Origin of the sequence: Jidongwangia harbinensis (genome assembly GCF_020216025.1) — a bacterium.
In the GTDB taxonomy this organism is placed as follows: domain Bacteria; phylum Actinomycetota; class Actinomycetes; order Mycobacteriales; family Micromonosporaceae; genus Actinoplanes; species Actinoplanes harbinensis.
On the sequence record NZ_JAIWNC010000037.1, the window covers coordinates 17,378 to 36,678 of the forward strand.

Here is a 19,301-nt window from a genome sequence, read left to right on the forward strand (position 1 = left end):
GCGGTGGGCATTTGTCGTAGCCCACCGATACTGTCTGCCTGTGCTGGAGGAACTGCGGATCACCGGCCTCGGCGTCATCGACGACACGACGCTGCGGCTGACGACAGGGATGAACGTCATCACCGGTGAGACCGGCGCGGGCAAGACCATGGTGGTAACCGGTCTGGGCCTGCTGTTCGGCGGCCGCGCGGATGCCGGGCGGGTGCGCGCGGACCCGGGCCGGGCGGTGGTGGAGGGCCGGCTCCGGCTGTCCGGTGCGCCGGCCGACGCGGTCACCACCCGGATCACCGATGCCGGCGCCGAGGTGGACGACGACGGGACGGTGCTGCTCAGCCGCACCGTGACGATCGAGGGCCGGTCCCGCGCCCACGTCGGCGGCCGGAGCATGCCGGTGGCGATGCTCGGTGAGGTCGGCGAGCAGGTGGTCGCGGTGCACGGCCAGTCCGATCAGCTGCGGCTGCTCCGGCCGGCCGAGCAGCGTGCCGCGCTGGACCGGTTCGCCGGACCGGAGCACGAGAAGCTGCTGGAGACGTACCGCGAGGCGTACTCGCGGTGGCGGACCGTGGTCGACGACCTGGCCGACCGGCGCCGCAACGCCCGGGAGCGGACCCAGGAGGCCGACCTGCTCAAGCTCGGCCTGGACGAGATCACCCGGGTCGACCCGCAGCCGGGCGAGGACGACGAACTGCGCGCCGAGGTGCAGCGGCTGGAGCACGCCGAGGGCCTGCGGGTGGCGGCCGCGCTGGCGGCGCAGGCGCTGACCGGCGGCATGGAGGTCACCGACGAGACGCCCGACGCGACCCAGCTGCTCGGCACCGCCCGGCGCACCCTGGAGGCGCAGGCCACCGTGGACCCGGCGCTGGGCGACCTGGCGGCCCGGATCGAGGAGGCGGCCACGCTGGTCGACGACGTGTCGGCCGAGCTGTCCGGATACCTCAGCGCGCTGGACGCCGACCCGGCCCGGCTGGAGACCATCTACGAGCGGCGGGCGGCGCTGCGCGCGCTCACCCGGAAGTACGCGGACGACGTCGACGGCGTGATCGCCTGGGCCGACCACGCCCGCAGCCGGCTGGCCCTGCTGGACAGCTCGGACGAGTTGCTGGACGAGCTCGACCGGGAACGGCAGCGCCTGGCCGGCACGGTCGCCGAGCTGGCGGCGCGGCTGACCGCGGCGCGGGTCGAGGCGGCCGGCCGGTTCTCCGAGGCGGTCAGCGTCGAGTTGGCCGGCCTGGCCATGCCGCACGCCCGGGTCGAGGTGGCGGTGGTGCCGCGGGCCGCCGGCAAGGACGAGCCGGCCGTGCCGGCCGAGGACCGCGACCTCGGCGTCGGCCCGGACGGCGCGGACGAGGTGGAGCTGCGCCTGCTGGCCCACCCGGGTGCACCGTCGCTGCCGCTGCAGAAGGGCGCGTCCGGCGGCGAACTGTCCCGGGTGATGCTCGCCATCGAGGTGGTGTTCGCCGGGGCGGGCGGCCCGCCGACGCTGGTGTTCGACGAGGTCGACGCCGGGGTGGGCGGTCAGGCCGCAGTGGAGATCGGGCGGCGGCTGGCGCGGCTGGCCCGCACCCATCAGGTGCTGGTGGTGACGCACCTGCCCCAGGTGGCGGCGTTCGCCGACCGGCATCTGGTGGTCGCCAAGGACACCGGGGGAGCGGTCACCACCAGCGGGGTCCGGATCGTGGAGGACACCGAGCGGGCCCGGGAGCTGGCCCGGATGCTGGCCGGGTTGCCCGACTCGGACCTGGGGATCGCGCATGCGGAGGAGCTGTTGGCGGTGGCCGGCCGGGAGAAGCACCAGTAGCGCCGCGGTGGTCCGGGGCTGCCCGGCACCGGGCGCCCGTGGTATGGGATTGATGGTGGAATTGCGCGGTTTATGGGTGACCTAGCGCATGTCGTGCGCGGGCCGCGTGACCGGGCATGCCAGGATGGGCACGATGCGACTTCCCACCTTGCGCCGGTCCCGGACGGTCGAACCGGGAACCGTCTCCGGCGTCGCCCGCCTCGACCGCCGGACCAAGCGTCTGGTCGGTCGCCTGCGCCCGGGTGACGTTGCGGTGATCGACCACGTCGACATCGACCGGGTCGCCGCCGACTCGCTGGTGGCGGTGGGGGTCGCCGCGGTGCTCAACGCCAAGCCGTCGATCTCCGGCCGGTACCCGAACCTCGGTCCCGAGGTGCTCATCCAGGCCGGGATCGTGCTGATCGACGACCTCGGCGAGGAGGTGTTCGACGGGATCCGGGAGGGCGACACCGTCGGCATCGACGGCGACACCGTGCTGGTCAACGGCGAGGCCGTGGCGACCGGGGTGCGCCAGGACGCGGAGAGTGTCGCGGCCGCGATGGCGGATGCGCGCGAGGGGCTGTCGGTGCAGCTCGAGGCGTTCGCCGCGAACACCATGGACTACCTGAAGCAGGAACGTGACCTGCTGCTCGACGGCGTCGGTGTGCCGGACGTGCAGACCGACATCGCCGGCCGGCATGTGCTCATCGTGGTGCGCGGGTACGACTACAAGGCCGACCTGGACGTGCTGCGGCCGTACATCCGGGAGTTCAAGCCGGTGCTGATCGGCGTGGACGGCGGCGCGGACGCGCTGGTGGAGTCGGGATACACGCCCGACATGATCATCGGCGACATGGACTCGGTGACCGACGACGTGTTGCGGTGCGGGTCCGAGGTGGTGGTGCACGCGTACTCGGACGGGCGGGCCCCCGGGCTGGAGCGGGTCCGCCAGCTCGGCGTCGACGCGCTCACCTTCCCGGCCGCGGCGACCAGCGAGGACCTGGCCATGCTGCTCGCCGACGAGAAGGGCGCCTCGCTCATCGTCGCGGTCGGCACCCACGCGAACCTGGTCGAGTTCCTGGACAAGGGCCGCGGCGGCATGGCGTCGACGTTCCTCACCCGGCTCAAGGTGGGCGGCAAGCTGGTCGACGCGAAGGGGGTCAGCCGGCTGTACCGGCAGAACATCTCCGGTTCGGCGTTGCTCCTGCTGGTACTCTCCGCGGTCGCGGCGATGGCGTCCGCGGTCGCGGTGTCCACGGTCGGCAAGGCCTACCTCGCCGTGGTGTCTGACTGGTGGGACAATGTGGTGTTCCAGCTGGGACACATCCTTTGATTCCCCGATGACCACAATGCCCGAGTGACCAAGAGGCTGTAGGCGTGATCAACTTCCGGTACCACGTGGTGTCGCTCACCGCGGTCTTCCTGGCGCTGGCCATCGGCCTGGTGGTCGGCACCGCCGCGCTGAACGGTCCGGCGGCGGACCGGCTGCGGGACCAGGTGACCGGGCTCAGCCGGGACAACAGCAACTACCGGGACCAGCAGAACCAGTACCGCGAGGAACTCAACCGGGCCCAGGATTTCGCCACCGAGGTCGCGCCGGCGCTGGTCGGCGGCAAGCTCGCCAACCGCCGCATCCTGGTGGTCGGCCTGCCCCGCGCGGAGAACTACGTCGACCAGGTCATCGCCATGCTGAAGGTGGCCGGCGCGACGGTCACCGCCAAGGTCACGGTGCAGGACAAGTTCTTCGACCCGGCGAACAACGTGGAGTTGCTGGACCTGGCCGAGCGGGCGTCGCAGCCGTCGATCCCGGCCTCCGGACTGCCGAACAACAGTGACGGCGTGGAGACGTCCGGCGCTCTGCTGGCGCTGGCGTTGCAGCAGCAGACCACGCCGGTGGTGGCGAGCGAGTTCACCACGGTGCTGACCGCGTACACCAAGAACGGGTATCTGGCCGTCGACGACGACCCGGCCCCCGGCGCGGAGGCCACCGTGGTGGTCGCCGGGCTCCCGGCGACGGACAACGCGGCCACGAAGAAGAGCCAGTCGGCGGTCATGCTCACCTCCCGGCTGGCCAAGAACAGGCCGCTGGTGGTGGCCGCGGACGGCGTGGTGGACGGCGGCCTGGTGGCCGAGGTGCGGGCGGACCCGACGCTGGTCAAGCAGATCAGCACGGTGGACAACGCCAGCACCACCCAGGGCCAGTTGGCCACCGCGCTGGCGCTGATCGAACGCCTGGTCCAGGGCAAGATCGGCCAGTACGGCGTGGCCGCCGGCGCGTCGTCCCTGGTGCCGCCCTCGCCCAGCTGATTTCCGTTACGGCGAGGTTTCCTACAGCAGCGAGCAAAGTTGCGGCTGGACCGCCAGTTCTTTTGACGCGATGTGCAAAAGTCCCCAGCATTGACGTACGCCGATGGCCGTGCGCGGTAGAACGAGATCACTCGGAAACAGTCTTTACGATTTCTCGCTCGCGCCGTCACGTCAGGAGCCGTACGTGCACAGACGCCGGTACCGCCATGCCCTCGCCCCGATCGCCTTCCTTCTCGTCCTCGCCGGTGCCGGAATCCCCGCCGCCCCGGCAGCCGCCGCGATTCCGCCCCAGGAACCCGGTGTCACGCTCCGCGTGTTCGACGTGCAGGTGGCCCTGAACAACCTCTGCACGCTCAAGCCGAGCCAGACGCCGAACGTGGACAAGCTGATGCCGACCATCGACTTCTCCACCGACGCGCAGTTCGGCCTCGCCAACAACTTCGTGTCCGAGGTGCTGGCCAACGTCAACGTGACGCAGGCCGGCGACCACGCGTTCCGCCTGATCAGCGACGACGGCTCCCGGCTGTCCATCGACGGCCGGGTGCTCATCGACCACGACGGGCTGCATGGCGCCGACCCGCCGAAGGACGCCACGATCAACCTGGCCACCGGCTACCACGCCCTGCGGATCGAGCACTTCGAGGCCGGCGGCGACCAGCGCATCACCCTGCAGTGGCGCCCGCCGGGTGCCTCGTCGTTCACGCTCGTGCCCAACTCGGTGCTCAGCACGGACGCCGGCGTGGTCCGGGTGACCGCGCCCGGGCAGAAGCTGTGCGAGGGCATCAACGACACGCCCGGTGACGGCCTGCCGCTGGCCGGCGTGCACCCCGCGTACAACCTGACCAACCTGCGGCCGGCCGGCTTCGAACCGAAGGTCACCGGCATGGACTTCCTGTCCGGCGGGCGGCTCGCGGTGACCACCTGGGGCGCGAGCGAGGCCACCACCGGCGAGGTGTGGATCCTCGGCAACGTCACCGGGGACACCGGCCCGACCCGGGTGACCACCAAGCGGGTGGCCACCGGGCTCAAGGAACCGATGGGCATCAAGGTCGTCGACGGCAGCATCTACGTCGCCGAGAAGCACCGGCTCACCGAACTCGTCGACAGCAACGGCGACGAGGTGACCGACACCTATCGGACCGTCGCGACCTGGCCGTTCGGCAACAACTTCCACGAGTTCGGCTTCGGGCTGCTGTACCGGGACGGCTTCTTCTACCTGAACCTCTCAGTGTCGATCAACCTCGGCGGCGCCACCACCGACCCGCAGCCGGCCGCGAACCGTGGCACCACCGTCAAGGTCAACCGCAGCAACGGCCAGATCTCGTACGTGGCCGGCGGCCTGCGTACCCCGCACGGCATCGGGTGGGGCCCGGAGGACGGCATCTTCGTCACCGACAACCAGGGCGGCTGGCTGCCCTCGTCCAAGCTGCTGCACGTCAAGCAGGACCGGTTCTTCAACCACTACATGAACCCGGCCGGCCCGTTCGACAACCGGCCGGTGACCGCGCCGGTGCTGTGGATGCCGCAGAACGAGATCGCCAACTCGCCCAGCACCCCGCTCACCCTGACCTCCGGTCCGTTCGCCGGTCAGCTCGCCATCTCCGACGTCACCTACGGCGGCATCCAGCGGGCCTACCTGGAGAAGGTCAACGGCGAGTACCAGGGCGCGCTGTTCCGGATGACGCAGGGCCTGGAGGCCGGCGTCACCGAGCTGGCGCAGGGCCCGGACGGCGCCATCTACGCCGGCGGGCTGGGCGCCGAGGGGAACTGGGGCCAGGAGGGCAAGCTGAAGTTCGGCCTGCAGAAGCTCACCCCGAACGGCGCCGCCACGTTCGACATGCTGGCCATGCGGGCCAGGTCGAACGGCTTCGAGATCGAGTACACCAAGCCGCTGTCCGACGCGACCGCCGCGGCGCTGACCGGCGCGTACAAGGTCAAGCAGTGGCGCTACGTGCCGACCGCGGCGTACGGCGGACCCAAGATCGACGAGGCGGCGCTGACCGTACGCTCGGCCACGCTGTCCGCCGACCGCAAGAAGGTCACGCTGGCCGTCGACGGGCTCAAGGCCGGGCACGTCGTGCACCTCCGCTCGCCGCGCCCGTTCAGCTCCGCCGACGGCCACTCGCTCTGGAGCACGGAGGCCTGGTACACGCTGAACGCCGTGCCCGGCGCCGCGGCACCGGTCAACCTGGCGCTCGGCAAGCCGGCCACCGCCGACTCCTCGTGCAGCGCCATCGAGGGACCGGCCCGGGCGGTCAACGGCACCACCACCTCCGGCAACCTCGACAAGTGGTGCTCCACCGGGGCGACCAAGTGGCTGCAGGTGGACCTCGGCGCGGCCACCACGGTGGACCGGTTCGTGGTCAAGCACGCCGGTGCCGGTGGCGAGAACGCGGCCTGGAACACCCGGGACTTCACGGTCGCGGTGAGTACCAACGGCACGTCGTGGACGAACGTCGCCACGGTGACCGGCAACACCGCGTCCACCACCACCCACGCCGTCAGTCCGGTGTCGGCCCGCTACCTCCGGCTCAACGTCACGGCGCCGACCAGTAACAGCGACACCGCGGCCCGGATCTACGAGTTCGAGGCGTACGGCAGCACCGGCCCGCCGCCGGTCAACCTGGCCCGCGGGAAGACCGCCACGGCCGACTCGTCCTGCAACGCCGACGAGAACGCCGCGAAGGCGGTGAACGGCAGCGTGACCGGAGGCAACGCCGACAAGTGGTGTTCGTCCGGCGCGTCCAAGTGGCTGCAGGTGGACCTCGGCCAGGAGGCCAGCCTGAACCGGTTCGTGGTCAAGCACGCCGGCGCCGGTGGCGAGAACACCGCCTGGAACACCCGGGACTTCACGGTCGCGGTCAGCACCAACGGCACGTCGTGGACGAACGTCGCCACGGTCACCGGCAACACCGCGTCCACCACCACGCACGACGTCACCCCGGTCACCGCCCGGCATGTCCGGCTGGCGATCACCGCGGCCGCCAGCTCCGGCGACAACACCGCCCGGATCTACGAGCTCGAGGCGTACGGGACCGCCGGCGGATCGAATCGGATCACCCTGTTCGACGGCGGCGACCTGAGCAAGTGGCAGCACGCCGGCGGCGGCGCGGCGACCTGGCCGGTGGCGGACGGCTCGGCCGAGGTGCTCGGCGGCGACCTGCGGACCAAGCAGAGCTTCGGCGACTTCAAGCTGCACGTCGAGTTCCGCATCCCGCAGCTGCCGGCCGACGTGACCGGGCAGGCCCGCGGCAACAGCGGCATCTACCTGCAGGACCGCTACGAACTGCAGGTGCTGGACTCGTTCGGGGACACCACCCCGGCCCACGACGAGTGCGGCGGCTTCTACCAGAAACGGGCGCCGGACAGTAACCGGGCCACCGCGCCGGAGACCTGGCAGACGTACGAGATCACGTTCCGGGCGGCCCGCTACAACGGCACCACGAAGACCGAGAACGCCCGGGCGACCGTGGTGTGGAACGGCACCGTCGTGCACAACAACATCGAGATCGACGGGTCCACCGGAGGCGGCGCGGCGGAAGGGCCGTCGGTGGAACCCATCCGCCTGCAGGACCACGGTGACCCCGGGGCCAACGTCAGGTACCGCAACATCTGGATCGAACCGGTCATCTGACCGGACCGGTGACCGGACGGGCCCGCGGCACCCAGGTGTCGCGGGCCCTGCCGCGCGCCGGTACGTCATAGACTCGCCCACGGCCGTCGCCCGGCGGCACCGGAGAGCGCAGGGGAGTGCAGTCATGGGCATGGGGTTCGTGCCGTCGTTCGGCATCGGGTCACTGGTCGCCCGGACCGCGCTCGCCTGGGTGCGTAACGACCCCCGCGCCGCGGCGCTGCACCGGACCAACTTCCACGGCCGCACCGTCACGCTGGCCGGCGGCCCCGCGCTCGCCGCCGGCGCCACGGTGGGTGCCGTGCTGGGCGCCCCCGGCGCGGCCGCCGCGGCCGCCGCCCTCACCGCCGGCACGGTCGCCGGATCGGTCGGCTTCTACGACGACATCGTCGGGCACCGCCCCGAGCAGAAGGCCGCCAAGGGCTTCGCCGGCCACCTCGGCGCACTCCGCGAGGGCCGGGTCACCAGCGGCCTGGTGAAGATCGCCGGGGTGGGTGCCGGCAGCCTCGCCGCCGCCGCACTGCTCGCCGCCGACCCGTCCCGGCCGCGCCGGGGCGTCCTGCGCGGCACCGCGGACGTGCTCCTCGGCGCCGGGGTCATCGCCGGCACCGCCAATCTGCTGAACCTGCTCGACCTGCGGCCCGGCCGGGCGCTCAAGGCCGGTGCCGTGATCGGCGTTCCGCTGGTGCTGGGCCGCGGCGGGGCGATGACCGCCGGGGCGCTCGGCGCGGGCGCCGCGCTACTGCCGCCGGACCTGGACGAGGACATCATGCTCGGCGACGCCGGCGCCAACGCGCTCGGCGCCCTGCTCGGCGTGGCACTCGCGGCACGCACCGGCCCGGCCGGACGGGCGGTCGCGCTGACCGTGCTGGCCGGGCTGACCGCGGCCAGCGAGAAGACCAGCTTCACCCAGGTCATCCAGGACACCCCGTGGCTGCGCCGCCTGGACGAACTCGGCCGCCTCGAGCCGGCCCCGGCCCCGCGGCCGGGCCGCGACTCCCCGACGGCGTGACCGAACCTCCCGCAACCCGCCCGGCCGCCGGAGAACCCGGCGCGCTGGACCCGTCCGGGGCCGATCCGTCGCCGGTCGCGGGAGGGACCGGCGCGCGGAACCCGTCCGGGGCCGGGGCCGCCGCCCGGATCGCCGGTGCCGCCGCGCTCATCACGGTGCTCACGATCGTGGCGCGGCTGGCCGGCTTCGGCCGTACCTTCGTGTTCCTGCACACCGTCGGGGACGACGCGCTGGCGAACATCTACAACGCCGCCAACACCATCCCGAACATCGTCTTCGAACTGGTGGCCGGCGGCGCCCTGGCCAGCCTGGTGGTGCCGCTGCTCGCCGGCGCGGTCGCGGCCGGCGACCGGGAACGGGTGGACGCGGTCGCGTCCGCGCTGCTCACCTGGGTGCTCACGCTGCTGGTGCCGCTCGCCGTGGTGGTGGCGCTGGCCGCCGGGCCGATCGCCGGCCTGCTGCCGGGCGTGCCGGACGAGCACCGCGAGGTGGCCGCGAGCATGCTGCGGGTCTTCGCGCCGCAGTTGCCGCTGTACGGCGTCGGCATCGTGCTCACCGGCGTGCTGCAGGCCCATCACCGGTTCGCCTGGCCGGTGATCGCCCCGTTGCTGTCCAGCGTCGTGGTGATGTCGGCCTACCTGACGTACGCCATGGTGGACGGTGCCCGCAGCGACTTCGCCGGGCTCTCCACCGCCGGCGAACTCACCCTGTCGATCGGCACCACCGTCGGCGTGGTGGTACTGGCGTTGTGCCTGGTCGTTCCGCTGCGCCGGTTGCGGGTGCGGCTGCGGCCGCGCTACGCGTTCCCCGGCGACGAGGGCCGGCGGGCGGTCCGGCTGGGCTGGGCCGGTGCGGTCACGGTCGGTTCCCAGCAGGTCATGGTGGCCGCCGCGATCCTGCTCTCGGTGGGCGGCGGGCTCACCCCGTACACCGCGGCGCAGACCGTCTTCCTGCTGCCCTGGGCGGTGCTGGCGGTGCCGCTGGCCACCGCGGTCTATCCGACCCTGTCGGCCGCGGCCAGTCGCGGCGACGACGACGCCTACCGCGGCGCGCTGGCCGGCCCGGCCCGGTCGGTGCTGCTGCTGGCCGGCCTGGGCGCGGCCGCGCTGGCCGCGCTGGCCGGCCCGGTGGCCCATCTGGTGGGTACCGACCGGGCCGCGCCCGGCGTCGTCGGCTTCGCCCCGGGCCTGTTCGGGTACGCGCTGTTCGCCCTGCTGTCCCGGGCCCTGTACGCCCGCGGCGCCACCGTGGCCGCGGCCGTCGCCACCGCCGTGGGCTGGGGCGTCGCCGCGCTGGCCGCGGTGGCCCTGTCCGCGTGGCTGGGGGAGGGCCGGCAGGTGTTCGCGCTCGGCCTGGCCAACACGGTCGGCATGACCACGATCGGACTGCTGCTGGTGCTCGCGGTCCGCCGCCACGCCGGTGCCGCCGCCCTGTCCGGGCTGGCCCGCGCGGCCGGGGCCGGTATCGTGGCGGCCGTCACCGCCGCGCTGGCCGGCCGGGCGGTGGTCGCCGCGCTGGCGTCCGGCGCCACCCCGACCACGGCCGGCAGCCTGCTGCAGGGCATGCTGGGCGGCGTCACCGTCGCCGCCGGATACGCCGCGACGACGTACCTGCTGGACCGCCCCGACGTCCGCCCGCTGATCGCCACGCTGGCCCGCCGGGTGCGGCGCACCACCGCGAAGGAGGGCACCGGGTGAGCGACCGCTTCGGGCGCGAGGACCGGGAGCGCATGCACCCCGACGGCACCGCGAGCGAGGCGCCGGGCTGGACCGGCTCGGTCGCGCTGGTGCTGGGCTCCAGCACCGGCGGCGTCGGTCAGCACGTGTCCTCGCTGGTGCGCGGGCTGGTCGCGGCCGGCTGCGACGTGCTGGTGTGCGGGCCGGCCGCCGTCGACGAGCAGTTCGGGTTCGCCGCCGCCGGTGCCGCCTTCGCGCCGGTGGAGATCCCGGCGACGCCCGGTCCCGGTGACTCCGGCGCGGTCCGGGTGCTGCGCCGGGCGCTGGCCGCCCGCGCCGCGGACGTGGTGCACGCCCACGGACTGCGGGCCGGGTTCGTGGCGTCCCTGGCCCGGCCTTCCGCGCCGCTGGTGGTCACGCTGCACAACGCGGTCATCGCCAAGGGCCTGCGCGGCCAGGCCGCGGCGCTGCTGGAACGGATCGTGTCCCGGGCCGCCACGCTGGTGCTCGGCGCGTCCGACGACCTGGTGGAGCGCGCGGTCGCGCTGGGTGCCCGGCAGGTCCGGCTCAGCCCGGTCGCGGCGCCCACGATGGGTGCGCCGAGACGGTCGCGCAGCGCGGTGCGCGCCGAGTTCCGGATCGCGCCCGACGTACCCCTGATCCTGTCGGTGGGCCGGCTGCACCCGCAGAAACGCTACGACGTGCTGATCGACGCGGCGGCCCGCTGGCGGTCCCGGCAACCGGCGCCGATGGTGGTGGTCGCCGGCTCCGGGCCGAGCTACATGCCGCTCGCCCAGCAGGCCAGCGCCGTGCACGCGCCGGTCCACCTGCTCGGGCACCGCACCGACGTGCCCGACCTGCTGAGCGGCGCCGATCTGGCCGTGGTGACCAGCGACTGGGAGGCGCGGCAGCTGTTCGCCCAGGAGGCGTTGCACGCCGGCGTACCGCTGGTCTGCACCCAGGTCGGCGGGTTGCCGGGCCTGGTCGGCGACGCCGCGGTGCTGATTCCGCCGGGTGACGTGGACGCGCTCGACGCCGCGGTGGGCGAGCTGCTCGACGACCCGGCGAAGCGGGCCGACTACGCCGCCCGGGGACCGCGCCGCGCCGCCCAGTGGCCGTCCGAGGACGACACGGTGGACGACGTCCGGGCCGCGTACGCCTCGGTGGCGGGCCACCGGTCGGAGCCCGGGTGACGACCAGGCCCCGGTGGTTCGCCGCGGCGCTGGACCGGATCCGCCGGGTACGCCGCCCCGGCATCCCGGTCCGCCGGGTCTCCGACTGGGTGCCGTACGCGCTGGTGGTGCTCGCCGGTCTGGCCAGCCTCGCCGGTCTCGCGGTCCGGCCGGCCACCGGCCCGCCGCAGCAGCCGGTGGACTACGTGGTCCTGGCCGGCGCGGCCGGGCTGCGCTGGGACGACCTCGATCCGCAGCGCACCCCGGCGCTGTGGCGGCAGGCGTCCCGCGGCTCGATCGGCTGGATGTCGGTCCGGTCGGCGCACCGCACCACCTGCCCGTCCGACGGCTGGCTGACGCTGGGCGCCGGCAACTACGCCGCCTGGGAGAGCCGGACGGTACGGTCCGCGTGCCCGCCGCTCGGCCCGGACCTGACCCAGCCGGACGACCTCGGCGCGAACCTCGGCCAGCAGCGCACCCTGGTCCGGGCGAACGAGCAGCTGCCGTACGGCGCGGTGCCGGGCGCCCTGGCCGAGTCGGTGCGCTGCACGGTCGCGGTCGGCACCGGAGCGGCGGTCGCGGCGGCCCGCCCGTTCGGCCGCGTCGACCGGTACGAGGCCACGCTGCCCGCCGACCCGCGCGGCCTGCTGTCCACCTGCGTGCTCAGCATCGTGGACCTGGGCACCGTCACCGGCACCGGCCGGGCCCGGGAGACCGCCGTGGCCCGGGCCGACGCGATGCTGGCCCGGGTGGTCGCGGCCCGCCCGGCGCGCTCGCTGATCGTGGTGGCCGGGGTGTCCGACACCGGGCCCTCGTCCCGGCTGCACGTGGCGTTCGCCGAGGGCGACGGCTGGAACGGCGGCTGGCTCACCTCCGCCGGCACCGGGCGCGACGGCTACCTGGAACTGGTGGACCTGGCGCCGACCGTGCTGTCCGCGCTGGGCCGGGCGTCGCCGGAGAAGGTGTTCGCCGGCCGGACCGCCACCTCGGTGCCGGGCCGCCCGGCCGACCTCGCGGACGCGGTCCGCGGCGACCGCGACGCGGACCGGCGCGCCACCGCGCAGCGCGGCGTCGCCCGCGAGTTCTTCACCGTGCTGACGATCCTGCAACTGGTGCTGTTCGTGCTGGCCGTGCCGCTGATCGTGCGGGCCCGGCGGCATGCCGGGCCGCGCGGTCCGGCGTCGCCGCCGCGCCTGCTGATCGACGCCGCGGAGATCGCCCTGACCGCCGCGGCCCTGGCCATTCCGGCCGCGCTGGTCGCCGACGCCGCACCGTGGTGGCGCAGCGACCGGCCCGGCCTCGCGTTCGGCGCGGTCACGCTGCTGCTGATGGTGCTGGGCACCGCCGCGATCCGGCTGGCGCCGCGCTACCGGCGCACGCTGTGGCCGCTCGGTGTGGTCGCCGCGATCGGCGCCGCGGTGGTCGGTGTGGACCTGCTCACCGGCGCGCAACTGCAGCTCAACGGCGTGGCCGGCTACTCGGCCGCGCAGGGCGGACGGTACGCCGGGGTCGGCAGCGTCGGGCTGGGCGTACTGGTCACCGGCGTCCTGGTGCTGGCCGGTTGCCTGGCGCAGTGGCTCCGCAAGCCGTGGCGGCCGGTGATCGTGGTCCTGCTCGGCGGCTTCGCGGTGATCATGGTGGGCAGCCCGTACCTGGGCGCGGATCCGATCGGCGCGATCGCGGTCACCGCGGGTGTGTGCGTGGCCGCGGTGGTCAGCGCCGGCGGCTGGCTCACCCTGGCCCGGTTCGTCTGGGCGGCGATGGCCGGGCTCGCGGTCACCATCGGCTTCGCGGTGATGGACCTGGCCCGCCCACCGCTGGAGCGCGGCAGCCTGGGCCGGGTGCTGTCCGCGCTGGCCGACGGCACCGCCGGCCCGGCCGTGCAGCGGGTCGCCGCGGCCAACGGACAGTCCCTGGTGGACAGTCCGCTGACGCTGATCGCGGTGTTCGGCGTCCTCATGATGGTGTTCTGCCAGTTCTCCCCGTGGGGCGGGCTGAACCGGCTGTTCGGGCTGCACCCGGCGCTGCGCGCGGCCGGCGCCGGTACCAGCGTGGCCACCCTGGTCGCCGGGGTGTTCGGCGGGTCCGCGCTGACCGTGGTCGGTGCGGCGGCGGCGGTGGCCGTACCCACCGCGGTGCTGACCACGCTGCGGGTCCTCGACCACGCCGCCGACCGCACCCGGCCGGACGGCGAGACGGACGGACCGGGCGGGCCCGGTTTGTCCCTGCGAACGCCGGATGAAGATCATTTGGCCGCCCGGTGACACGCGCGACGAGCAGGCCGAACGAGCGGGCGGGACCGATGGTGTTACCGTGGAATCCCGTGGATGGGGCGCTCGCCTCAGCGCATCGTTCGACCACGGGAGTGAGCATTGGCCCTCACAGCGCGCGACACGCGGCACATCTTCGTCACCGGGGGCGTCGCCTCCTCGCTGGGTAAGGGCCTCACCGCCTCCAGCCTCGGAAACCTGCTGACCGCGCGCGGGCTCCGGGTCGTCATGCAGAAGCTGGACCCGTACCTCAACGTCGACCCCGGCACGATGAACCCCTTCCAGCACGGCGAGGTGTTCGTCACCGACGACGGCGCCGAGACCGACCTGGACGTCGGCCACTACGAGCGGTTCCTGGACCGCGCGCTGAACGGCAAGGCGAACGTCACCACCGGGCAGATCTACTCGGCGGTCATCGCCAAGGAGCGCCGCGGCGAATACCTCGGCGACACCGTGCAGGTGATCCCGCACATCACCAACGAGATCAAGGAGCGCATCTTCGCGATGGCCGCTCCGGACGAATACGGCCGTACCCCGGACGTGGTGATCACCGAGGTCGGCGGCACCGTCGGCGACATGGAGTCGCTGCCGTTCCTGGAGGCGATCCGCCAGGTGCGCCACGAGATCGGCCGCGACCACGTGTTCTACCTGCACGTGTCGCTGGTGCCGTACCTGGCGCCGTCCGGTGAGCTGAAGACCAAGCCCACCCAGCACTCGGTGGCGACGCTGCGCAACATCGGTATCCAGCCGGACGCGCTGGTGTGCCGCAGCGACCGGGAGATCCCGGAGAAGCTCAAGCACAAGCTCTCGCTGTACTGCGACGTCGACCGGGAAGCCGTGGTCGCCGCCCCCGACGCGCCCAGCATCTACGACATCCCGAAGGTGCTGCACCGCGAGGGCCTGGACGCGTACGTGGTCCGCCGGCTCGGCCTGTCGTTCCGGGACGTCGACTGGTCCACCTGGGACGACCTGCTGGAGCGCGTGCACCACCCGCGGCGCACCATCACCGTGGCGCTGGTCGGCAAGTACGTCGACCTGCCCGACGCGTACCTGTCGGTGAGCGAGGCGGTCCGCGCGGCCGGCTTCGCCAACCACGCCCGGGTGCAGCTGCGCTGGGTGCCCAGCGACGACTGCGACACCCAGGCCGGCGCGGCCGCCGCCCTCAAGGGCGTCGACGGCATCGTCATCCCCGGCGGCTTCGGCATCCGCGGGATCGAGGGCAAAATCAACACGTCCCGGTACGCCCGGGAGAACGGCATCCCGATCCTCGGCCTGTGTCTCGGGCTGCAGTGCATGACCATCGACGCCGCCCGCCACCTGGCCGGGCTGGACGGTGCCAACTCCCTGGAGTTCGACGAGCAGGCGCCGTACCCGGTCATCTCCACCATGGCCGACCAGCAGGACATCGTGGCCGGCAAGGGTGACCTGGGCGGCACCATGCGGCTGGGTGCGTACCCGGCGGCGCTGACCCCCGGCTCGGTCGTCGCCGAGGCGTACGGCGAGCCCGAGATCACCGAACGGCACCGGCACCGGTACGAGGTCAACAACGACTACCGGGACAAGCTCGCCGACGCCGGCCTGGTGTTCTCCGGCACGTCCCCGGACGGGCGGCTGGTCGAGTTCATCGAGCTGGACCGCGACACCCACCCGTTCTTCGTGGCCACCCAGGCCCACCCCGAGCTGAAGAGCCGCCCCACCCGGGCGCACCCGCTGTTCGCCGCGTTCGTCAAGGCCGCCGTCACGTACGCGGCCGCGGACGAACTGCCGGTAGAGCCGCTCGCCGACACCGCCGCCACCACCACCGCGGCCGAAGCGGTGCCGGCCTCGTGACCGTCTTCCCGCACGAGTCGGTCCGCCGCACCGACCGTTACGCCGGGCCGATCTTCTCGGTGTTCTCCGACGAGGTCACCATGCCGGGCGGCGGCACCGCCTCCCGCGACGTGGTGGAGAACAAGGGCGCGGTCGGCGTCATCGCCCTCGACGACGTCGGCCGGGTGGTGCTCGTCCACCAGTACCGGCACCCGGTGAAGCAGCGGCTCTGGGAACTGCCCGCCGGCCTGCGCGACGTGCACGGCGAGGACCTGGTGCTCACCGCGGCCCGCGAACTGGCCGAGGAGACCGACTGGACCGCGCAGCGCTTCGACCTGCTGATCGACCTGCACACGTCGCCCGGCTTCAGCAACGAGACGATCCGGATCTTCCTGGCCCGCGACGTCGCCGTGGTGCCCGAGGCGGAGCGGCACGACCGGCGGGACGAGGAGGCGGACCTGGAGATCGCCTGGTTCGACCTGGACGAGGCGGTCGCCATGGTGCTGCGCGGCGAGATCACGAACGCGGCGACGGTGGGTGGTCTGCTGGCGGCGGCGCGGGCCCGGGACGACGGGTGGGCCACGCTCCGCCCGGCGGACACTCCGCCGATCGGCTGATCCGTTCCGCGGGGTGCGGGCGGCGGGCGGCTCGCGGGTCGGTGGTACGTCAGCGTTGTCATGGCGCTCGGGTGACGGCGTCGGTGTTCCACTGGAGCGCTCCGCTGGAACGGCAGCGTCGTCATGGCACCGCCGTGCACGACGGACCGCGGGAGGCGCTTCGGCCGCCTAGAGATCCTGTGAACCTGTGGTCGTATGTCGACCACAGCTGTACGACTTCGCGCCACCCGCACTTCCTTCGGCGGTGGCGTGTGGCGTGGTGGCGCGCTACGTGCCGCAACTCGACGCGCCTCGGTCGCCCGGGCCCGTCGTGTGGGGTCGCGGTGCGCTGCGCGCCTGATAACCACACGGGCGATGCGACGTGGTGGGCGTCGTACCTCCACGATGCCGGCCGTGGCCCGGGGTGCGGGCACCGGGAGAGTGCTGCGGTGCGATCAATCACGCGGAGCGTGATGTTTCCCGGCACAATGGCGCGCGGAGGACAGATGACCCTGCGTACCGCCGATTCACACGCCCGCCCGCTGGTCCATTTTCGCCGCTCGCTGCCCAGGACCGTGTCCGGCCCGGTTCGCGCCGCCGTGGTCGGTGGCGGCATCGCCGGGGTCACCGCCGCGTTGCTGCTCGCCGAGCGCGGCGTCGCCGTGACCCTGCTGGAGCGGGCCCCGCAGCTCGGCGGACGGCTGGCCGCCTGGCCCCGCACGTTGCCGGACGGTACCCGCCAGATGGTGGAGCACGGCTTCCACGGCTTCTTCCGGCAGTATTACAACTGGCGGGACGTGCTGCGCCGGATCGACCCGGAGCTGGGGTTCCTGCGGCCGGCCGGCCGGTATCCGATCGTCTCGCGGCAGTGGCCCGAGGAGGACTTCACCGGGCTGCCCGGCCGCCCGCCGCTGAATCTGCTGGCGCTGGTGGCCCGGTCGCCGAGCCTGCGGCTGCGGGAGTTGCGCGGGGTGGACGGGGACGCGGCGCTACCGCTGCTGCAGTACTCGCGGGACGAGACGTACCGGCGTTTCGACTCGGTGTCGGCCGGTGACTTCCTGGACCGGCTCGGCATGCCGCCGCGGGCCCGGGCCGTGCTGTTCGACGTGTTCGCGCACTCGTTCTTCAATCATCCGGCGGAGATGTCGGCCGCCGAGATGATCATGCAGTTCCACTTCTACTTCCTGCGCAATCCGGAGGGGCTCGAGTTCGACGCGCCGGCGCAGGACTACCAGACCGCGATCTGGTCGCCGTTCACCACGCAGCTGGCGGCGCTCGGCGTGGACCTGCGCACCGGCGCCGCGGTCGAGGAGATCGAGCCGGGCTGGGCGGTCCGGCTGGCCGGCGGGGAGCGGATCGCCGCCGACCACGTGGTGCTGGCCGCCGATCCGGGTGCGGCGCGGGACCTGGTGGCGGCCTCGCCGGGACTGACCCGGCAGGCTCCGCGCCTGGCCGCGCAGATGGCCACGGTACGGACCACCGCACCGTACGCGGTCAGCCGGCTCTGGACCGACCGTGACTTCCGGCCCGGGCGCAGCGTGTTCTCCAGCGTGTCGCAGGAACCGACGCTGGACTCGATCACGCTGTACCACCGCATCGAGCGGGCCAGCGGGCAGTGGGCCCGGCGCACCGGGGGAGCGGTGGTGGAACTGCACGCCTACGCGGCGCCGGACGGCCGGGACGCCCGGGACCTGGGCGGCGCCATGTGGGCGGAGCTGTGCGGGCTGTGGGACGAGGCGGGCGCCATGGCCGTGCTGGACGCCGAGGAGCGGGTCGGTACGGACGCGCCGGCGTTCGGGGTGGGCAGCGACGCCACGCGGCCCGGGGTCCGTACCGACGCGGACGGCGTGTATCTGGCCGGTGACTGGGTGCGGACCCGCATGCCCAGTGCGCTGATGGAACGGGCGGCGGTGTCCGGGGCGATCGCGGCCAACGCGATCCTGCAGCGGCACGGTGCCCGGCCGGGGCAGATCTGGTCGGTGCCGGCGCGCGGCGTGCTGACCCGGAAGGGCGGCTGAGGCAAAGAGACGGACGACACACCGCCGGCCGGATTCGAGGCCGGAAAACCGCCGGAGATTGTCGTACCCGTTGGGCAGAGTGTCAGGGGTGACCACCCGAACCGGTCCTGACCTGACCGCTCCGGCCGCCGCGCCCGGCGAGCTGCGCCGCTGGCTGCCCAGCTATCTGCTGCTCGCGGCGATCTGGGGCACCAGTTTCCTCTTCATCAAGGTCGGCGTGCGCGAGGTGCACCCGCTGTGGCTCACCTTCGGCCGGGTCGCCGCGGGTGTCCTGACGCTGCTGCTGGTGCTGGCCGTGACCCGCGACCGGCTGCCCCGCGACCTGCGGCTCTGGGGGCATCTGTCGGTGGTCGCGTGCACCGGCGTGGTGCTGCCGTTCACGCTGTTCGGCTTCGGCGAGCAGCGGGTGTCGTCGGTGCTGGCCGGCATCTGGAACGCGGCCACGCCGCTGGCCGCGCTGCCGGTGGCGGTGCTGGCGTTCCGCACCGAGCGGATGACCTCGCGCCGGGCGGCCGGGCTGGGCATCGGGTTCGCCGGGGTGCTGGTGGTGCTCGGCGTGTGGCAGGGCGTCGGCGGTGCCCAGCTCACCGGGCAGCTGATGTGTTTCGGCGCGGCGATGTGTTACGCGTTCGCGATCCCGTACCAGAAGAAGTTCATCACCGGCCGCGCCGGCAGCGGCGTCTCGATGGCCGCGGCGCAGCTGCTGGCCGCCCTGGTCCAGCTCGCCGTGGCGGCGCCGCTGCTGGCCGGCGCCCCGCCGGACCCGGCCGCGCTCTCCGGCGACGTGCTGTTCAGCGTGCTGGCGCTGGGCGCGCTCGGCACCGGCGTGGCGTTCGTGCTCAACTTCCAGGTGATCCGGGTGGCCGGCGCCAGCACGTCGACGTCGGTGACCTACCTGATGCCGGTGGTCGCCACGCTGGTCGGCGTGCTGGTCCTGCGCGAGGACCTGCACTGGAACCAGCCGGTGGGCGCCGCCGTGGTGCTGGCCGGCGTGGCGGTCTCCCAGGGACTGCTGCCCCGGCGGCGCCGGTGA

At 73.4% G+C, this 19,301-nt stretch carries 12 protein-coding genes; all 12 read left to right on the top strand.

The annotated features are described in order from the left end of the window. The first annotated feature begins 40 nt into the window (after nt 1-40). On the top strand, nt 41-1,798 hold the full coding sequence (recN, locus tag LDL48_RS33715) for a DNA repair protein RecN (protein WP_225259183.1): 1,758 nt from the start codon (nt 41-43) through the stop codon (nt 1,796-1,798). Nucleotides 1,799-1,931: 133 nt separating this feature from the next. Beyond that, entirely contained in the window at nt 1,932-3,110 is a 1,179-nt protein-coding gene (gene steA, locus LDL48_RS33720; protein ID WP_225259184.1) for a putative cytokinetic ring protein SteA, read from the top strand. A 44-nt stretch (nt 3,111-3,154) separates the two neighbouring features. Further along, complete coding sequence (locus tag LDL48_RS33725; protein WP_225259185.1) at nt 3,155-4,084, top strand: copper transporter; 930 nt, start codon at nt 3,155-3,157, stop codon at nt 4,082-4,084. A 184-nt stretch (nt 4,085-4,268) separates the two neighbouring features. After that, the gene (locus LDL48_RS33730) at nt 4,269-7,718 is read left to right on the top strand and encodes a 3-keto-alpha-glucoside-1,2-lyase-like domain-containing protein (protein ID WP_225259186.1); all 3,450 of its coding nucleotides are present in this window, start codon (nt 4,269-4,271) and stop codon (nt 7,716-7,718) included. 130 nt (nt 7,719-7,848) lie between these two features. Beyond that, nucleotides 7,849-8,727 carry a hypothetical protein gene (locus LDL48_RS33735; protein WP_225259252.1) on the top strand — a complete coding sequence of 293 codons (879 nt, stop codon included), beginning with the start codon at nt 7,849-7,851 and terminating at the stop codon, nt 8,725-8,727. After that, a complete protein-coding gene (gene murJ, locus LDL48_RS33740) occupies nt 8,724-10,424 on the top strand; it encodes a murein biosynthesis integral membrane protein MurJ (protein ID WP_225259187.1) in 1,701 nt (566 codons plus the stop codon). The genes LDL48_RS33735 and murJ overlap by 4 nt, the downstream gene beginning before the upstream one ends. A gap of 32 nt (nt 10,425-10,456) precedes the next feature. Beyond that, on the top strand, nt 10,457-11,596 hold the full coding sequence (locus tag LDL48_RS33745) for a glycosyltransferase family 4 protein (protein ID WP_225259253.1): 1,140 nt from the start codon (nt 10,457-10,459) through the stop codon (nt 11,594-11,596). Beyond that, on the top strand, nt 11,593-13,839 hold the full coding sequence (locus LDL48_RS33750) for a hypothetical protein (protein ID WP_372472250.1): 2,247 nt from the start codon (nt 11,593-11,595) through the stop codon (nt 13,837-13,839). The genes LDL48_RS33745 and LDL48_RS33750 overlap by 4 nt, the downstream gene beginning before the upstream one ends. A gap of 108 nt (nt 13,840-13,947) precedes the next feature. Continuing rightward, nucleotides 13,948-15,675: a CTP synthase gene (pyrG, locus tag LDL48_RS33755; protein ID WP_225259188.1), complete on the top strand. Its 1,728-nt coding sequence runs from the start codon at nt 13,948-13,950 to the stop codon at nt 15,673-15,675. Continuing rightward, nucleotides 15,672-16,271: an NUDIX domain-containing protein gene (locus LDL48_RS33760; protein ID WP_225259189.1), complete on the top strand. Its 600-nt coding sequence runs from the start codon at nt 15,672-15,674 to the stop codon at nt 16,269-16,271. The genes pyrG and LDL48_RS33760 overlap by 4 nt, the downstream gene beginning before the upstream one ends. Before the next feature lie 485 nt (nt 16,272-16,756). Continuing rightward, nucleotides 16,757-18,268, top strand: a complete 1,512-nt coding sequence (locus LDL48_RS33765; protein WP_225259190.1) for a hydroxysqualene dehydroxylase — start codon at nt 16,757-16,759, stop codon at nt 18,266-18,268. 88 nt (nt 18,269-18,356) lie between these two features. Beyond that, nucleotides 18,357-19,301, top strand: a complete 945-nt coding sequence (locus LDL48_RS33770) for a DMT family transporter (RefSeq protein ID WP_372472251.1) — start codon at nt 18,357-18,359, stop codon at nt 19,299-19,301.

Bases quoted from the DNA above. Each gene is read 5' to 3' on its own strand.
- steA (WP_225259184.1), top strand. From the start codon at position 1,932: ATGCGACTTCCCACCTTGCGCCGGTCCCGGACGGTCGAACCGGGAACC.
- LDL48_RS33735 (WP_225259252.1), top strand. From the start codon at position 7,849: ATGGGGTTCGTGCCGTCGTTCGGCATCGGGTCACTGGTCGCCCGGACC.
- LDL48_RS33745 (WP_225259253.1), top strand. From the start codon at position 10,457: ATGCACCCCGACGGCACCGCGAGCGAGGCGCCGGGCTGGACCGGCTCG.
- LDL48_RS33765 (WP_225259190.1), top strand. From the start codon at position 16,757: ATGACCCTGCGTACCGCCGATTCACACGCCCGCCCGCTGGTCCATTTT.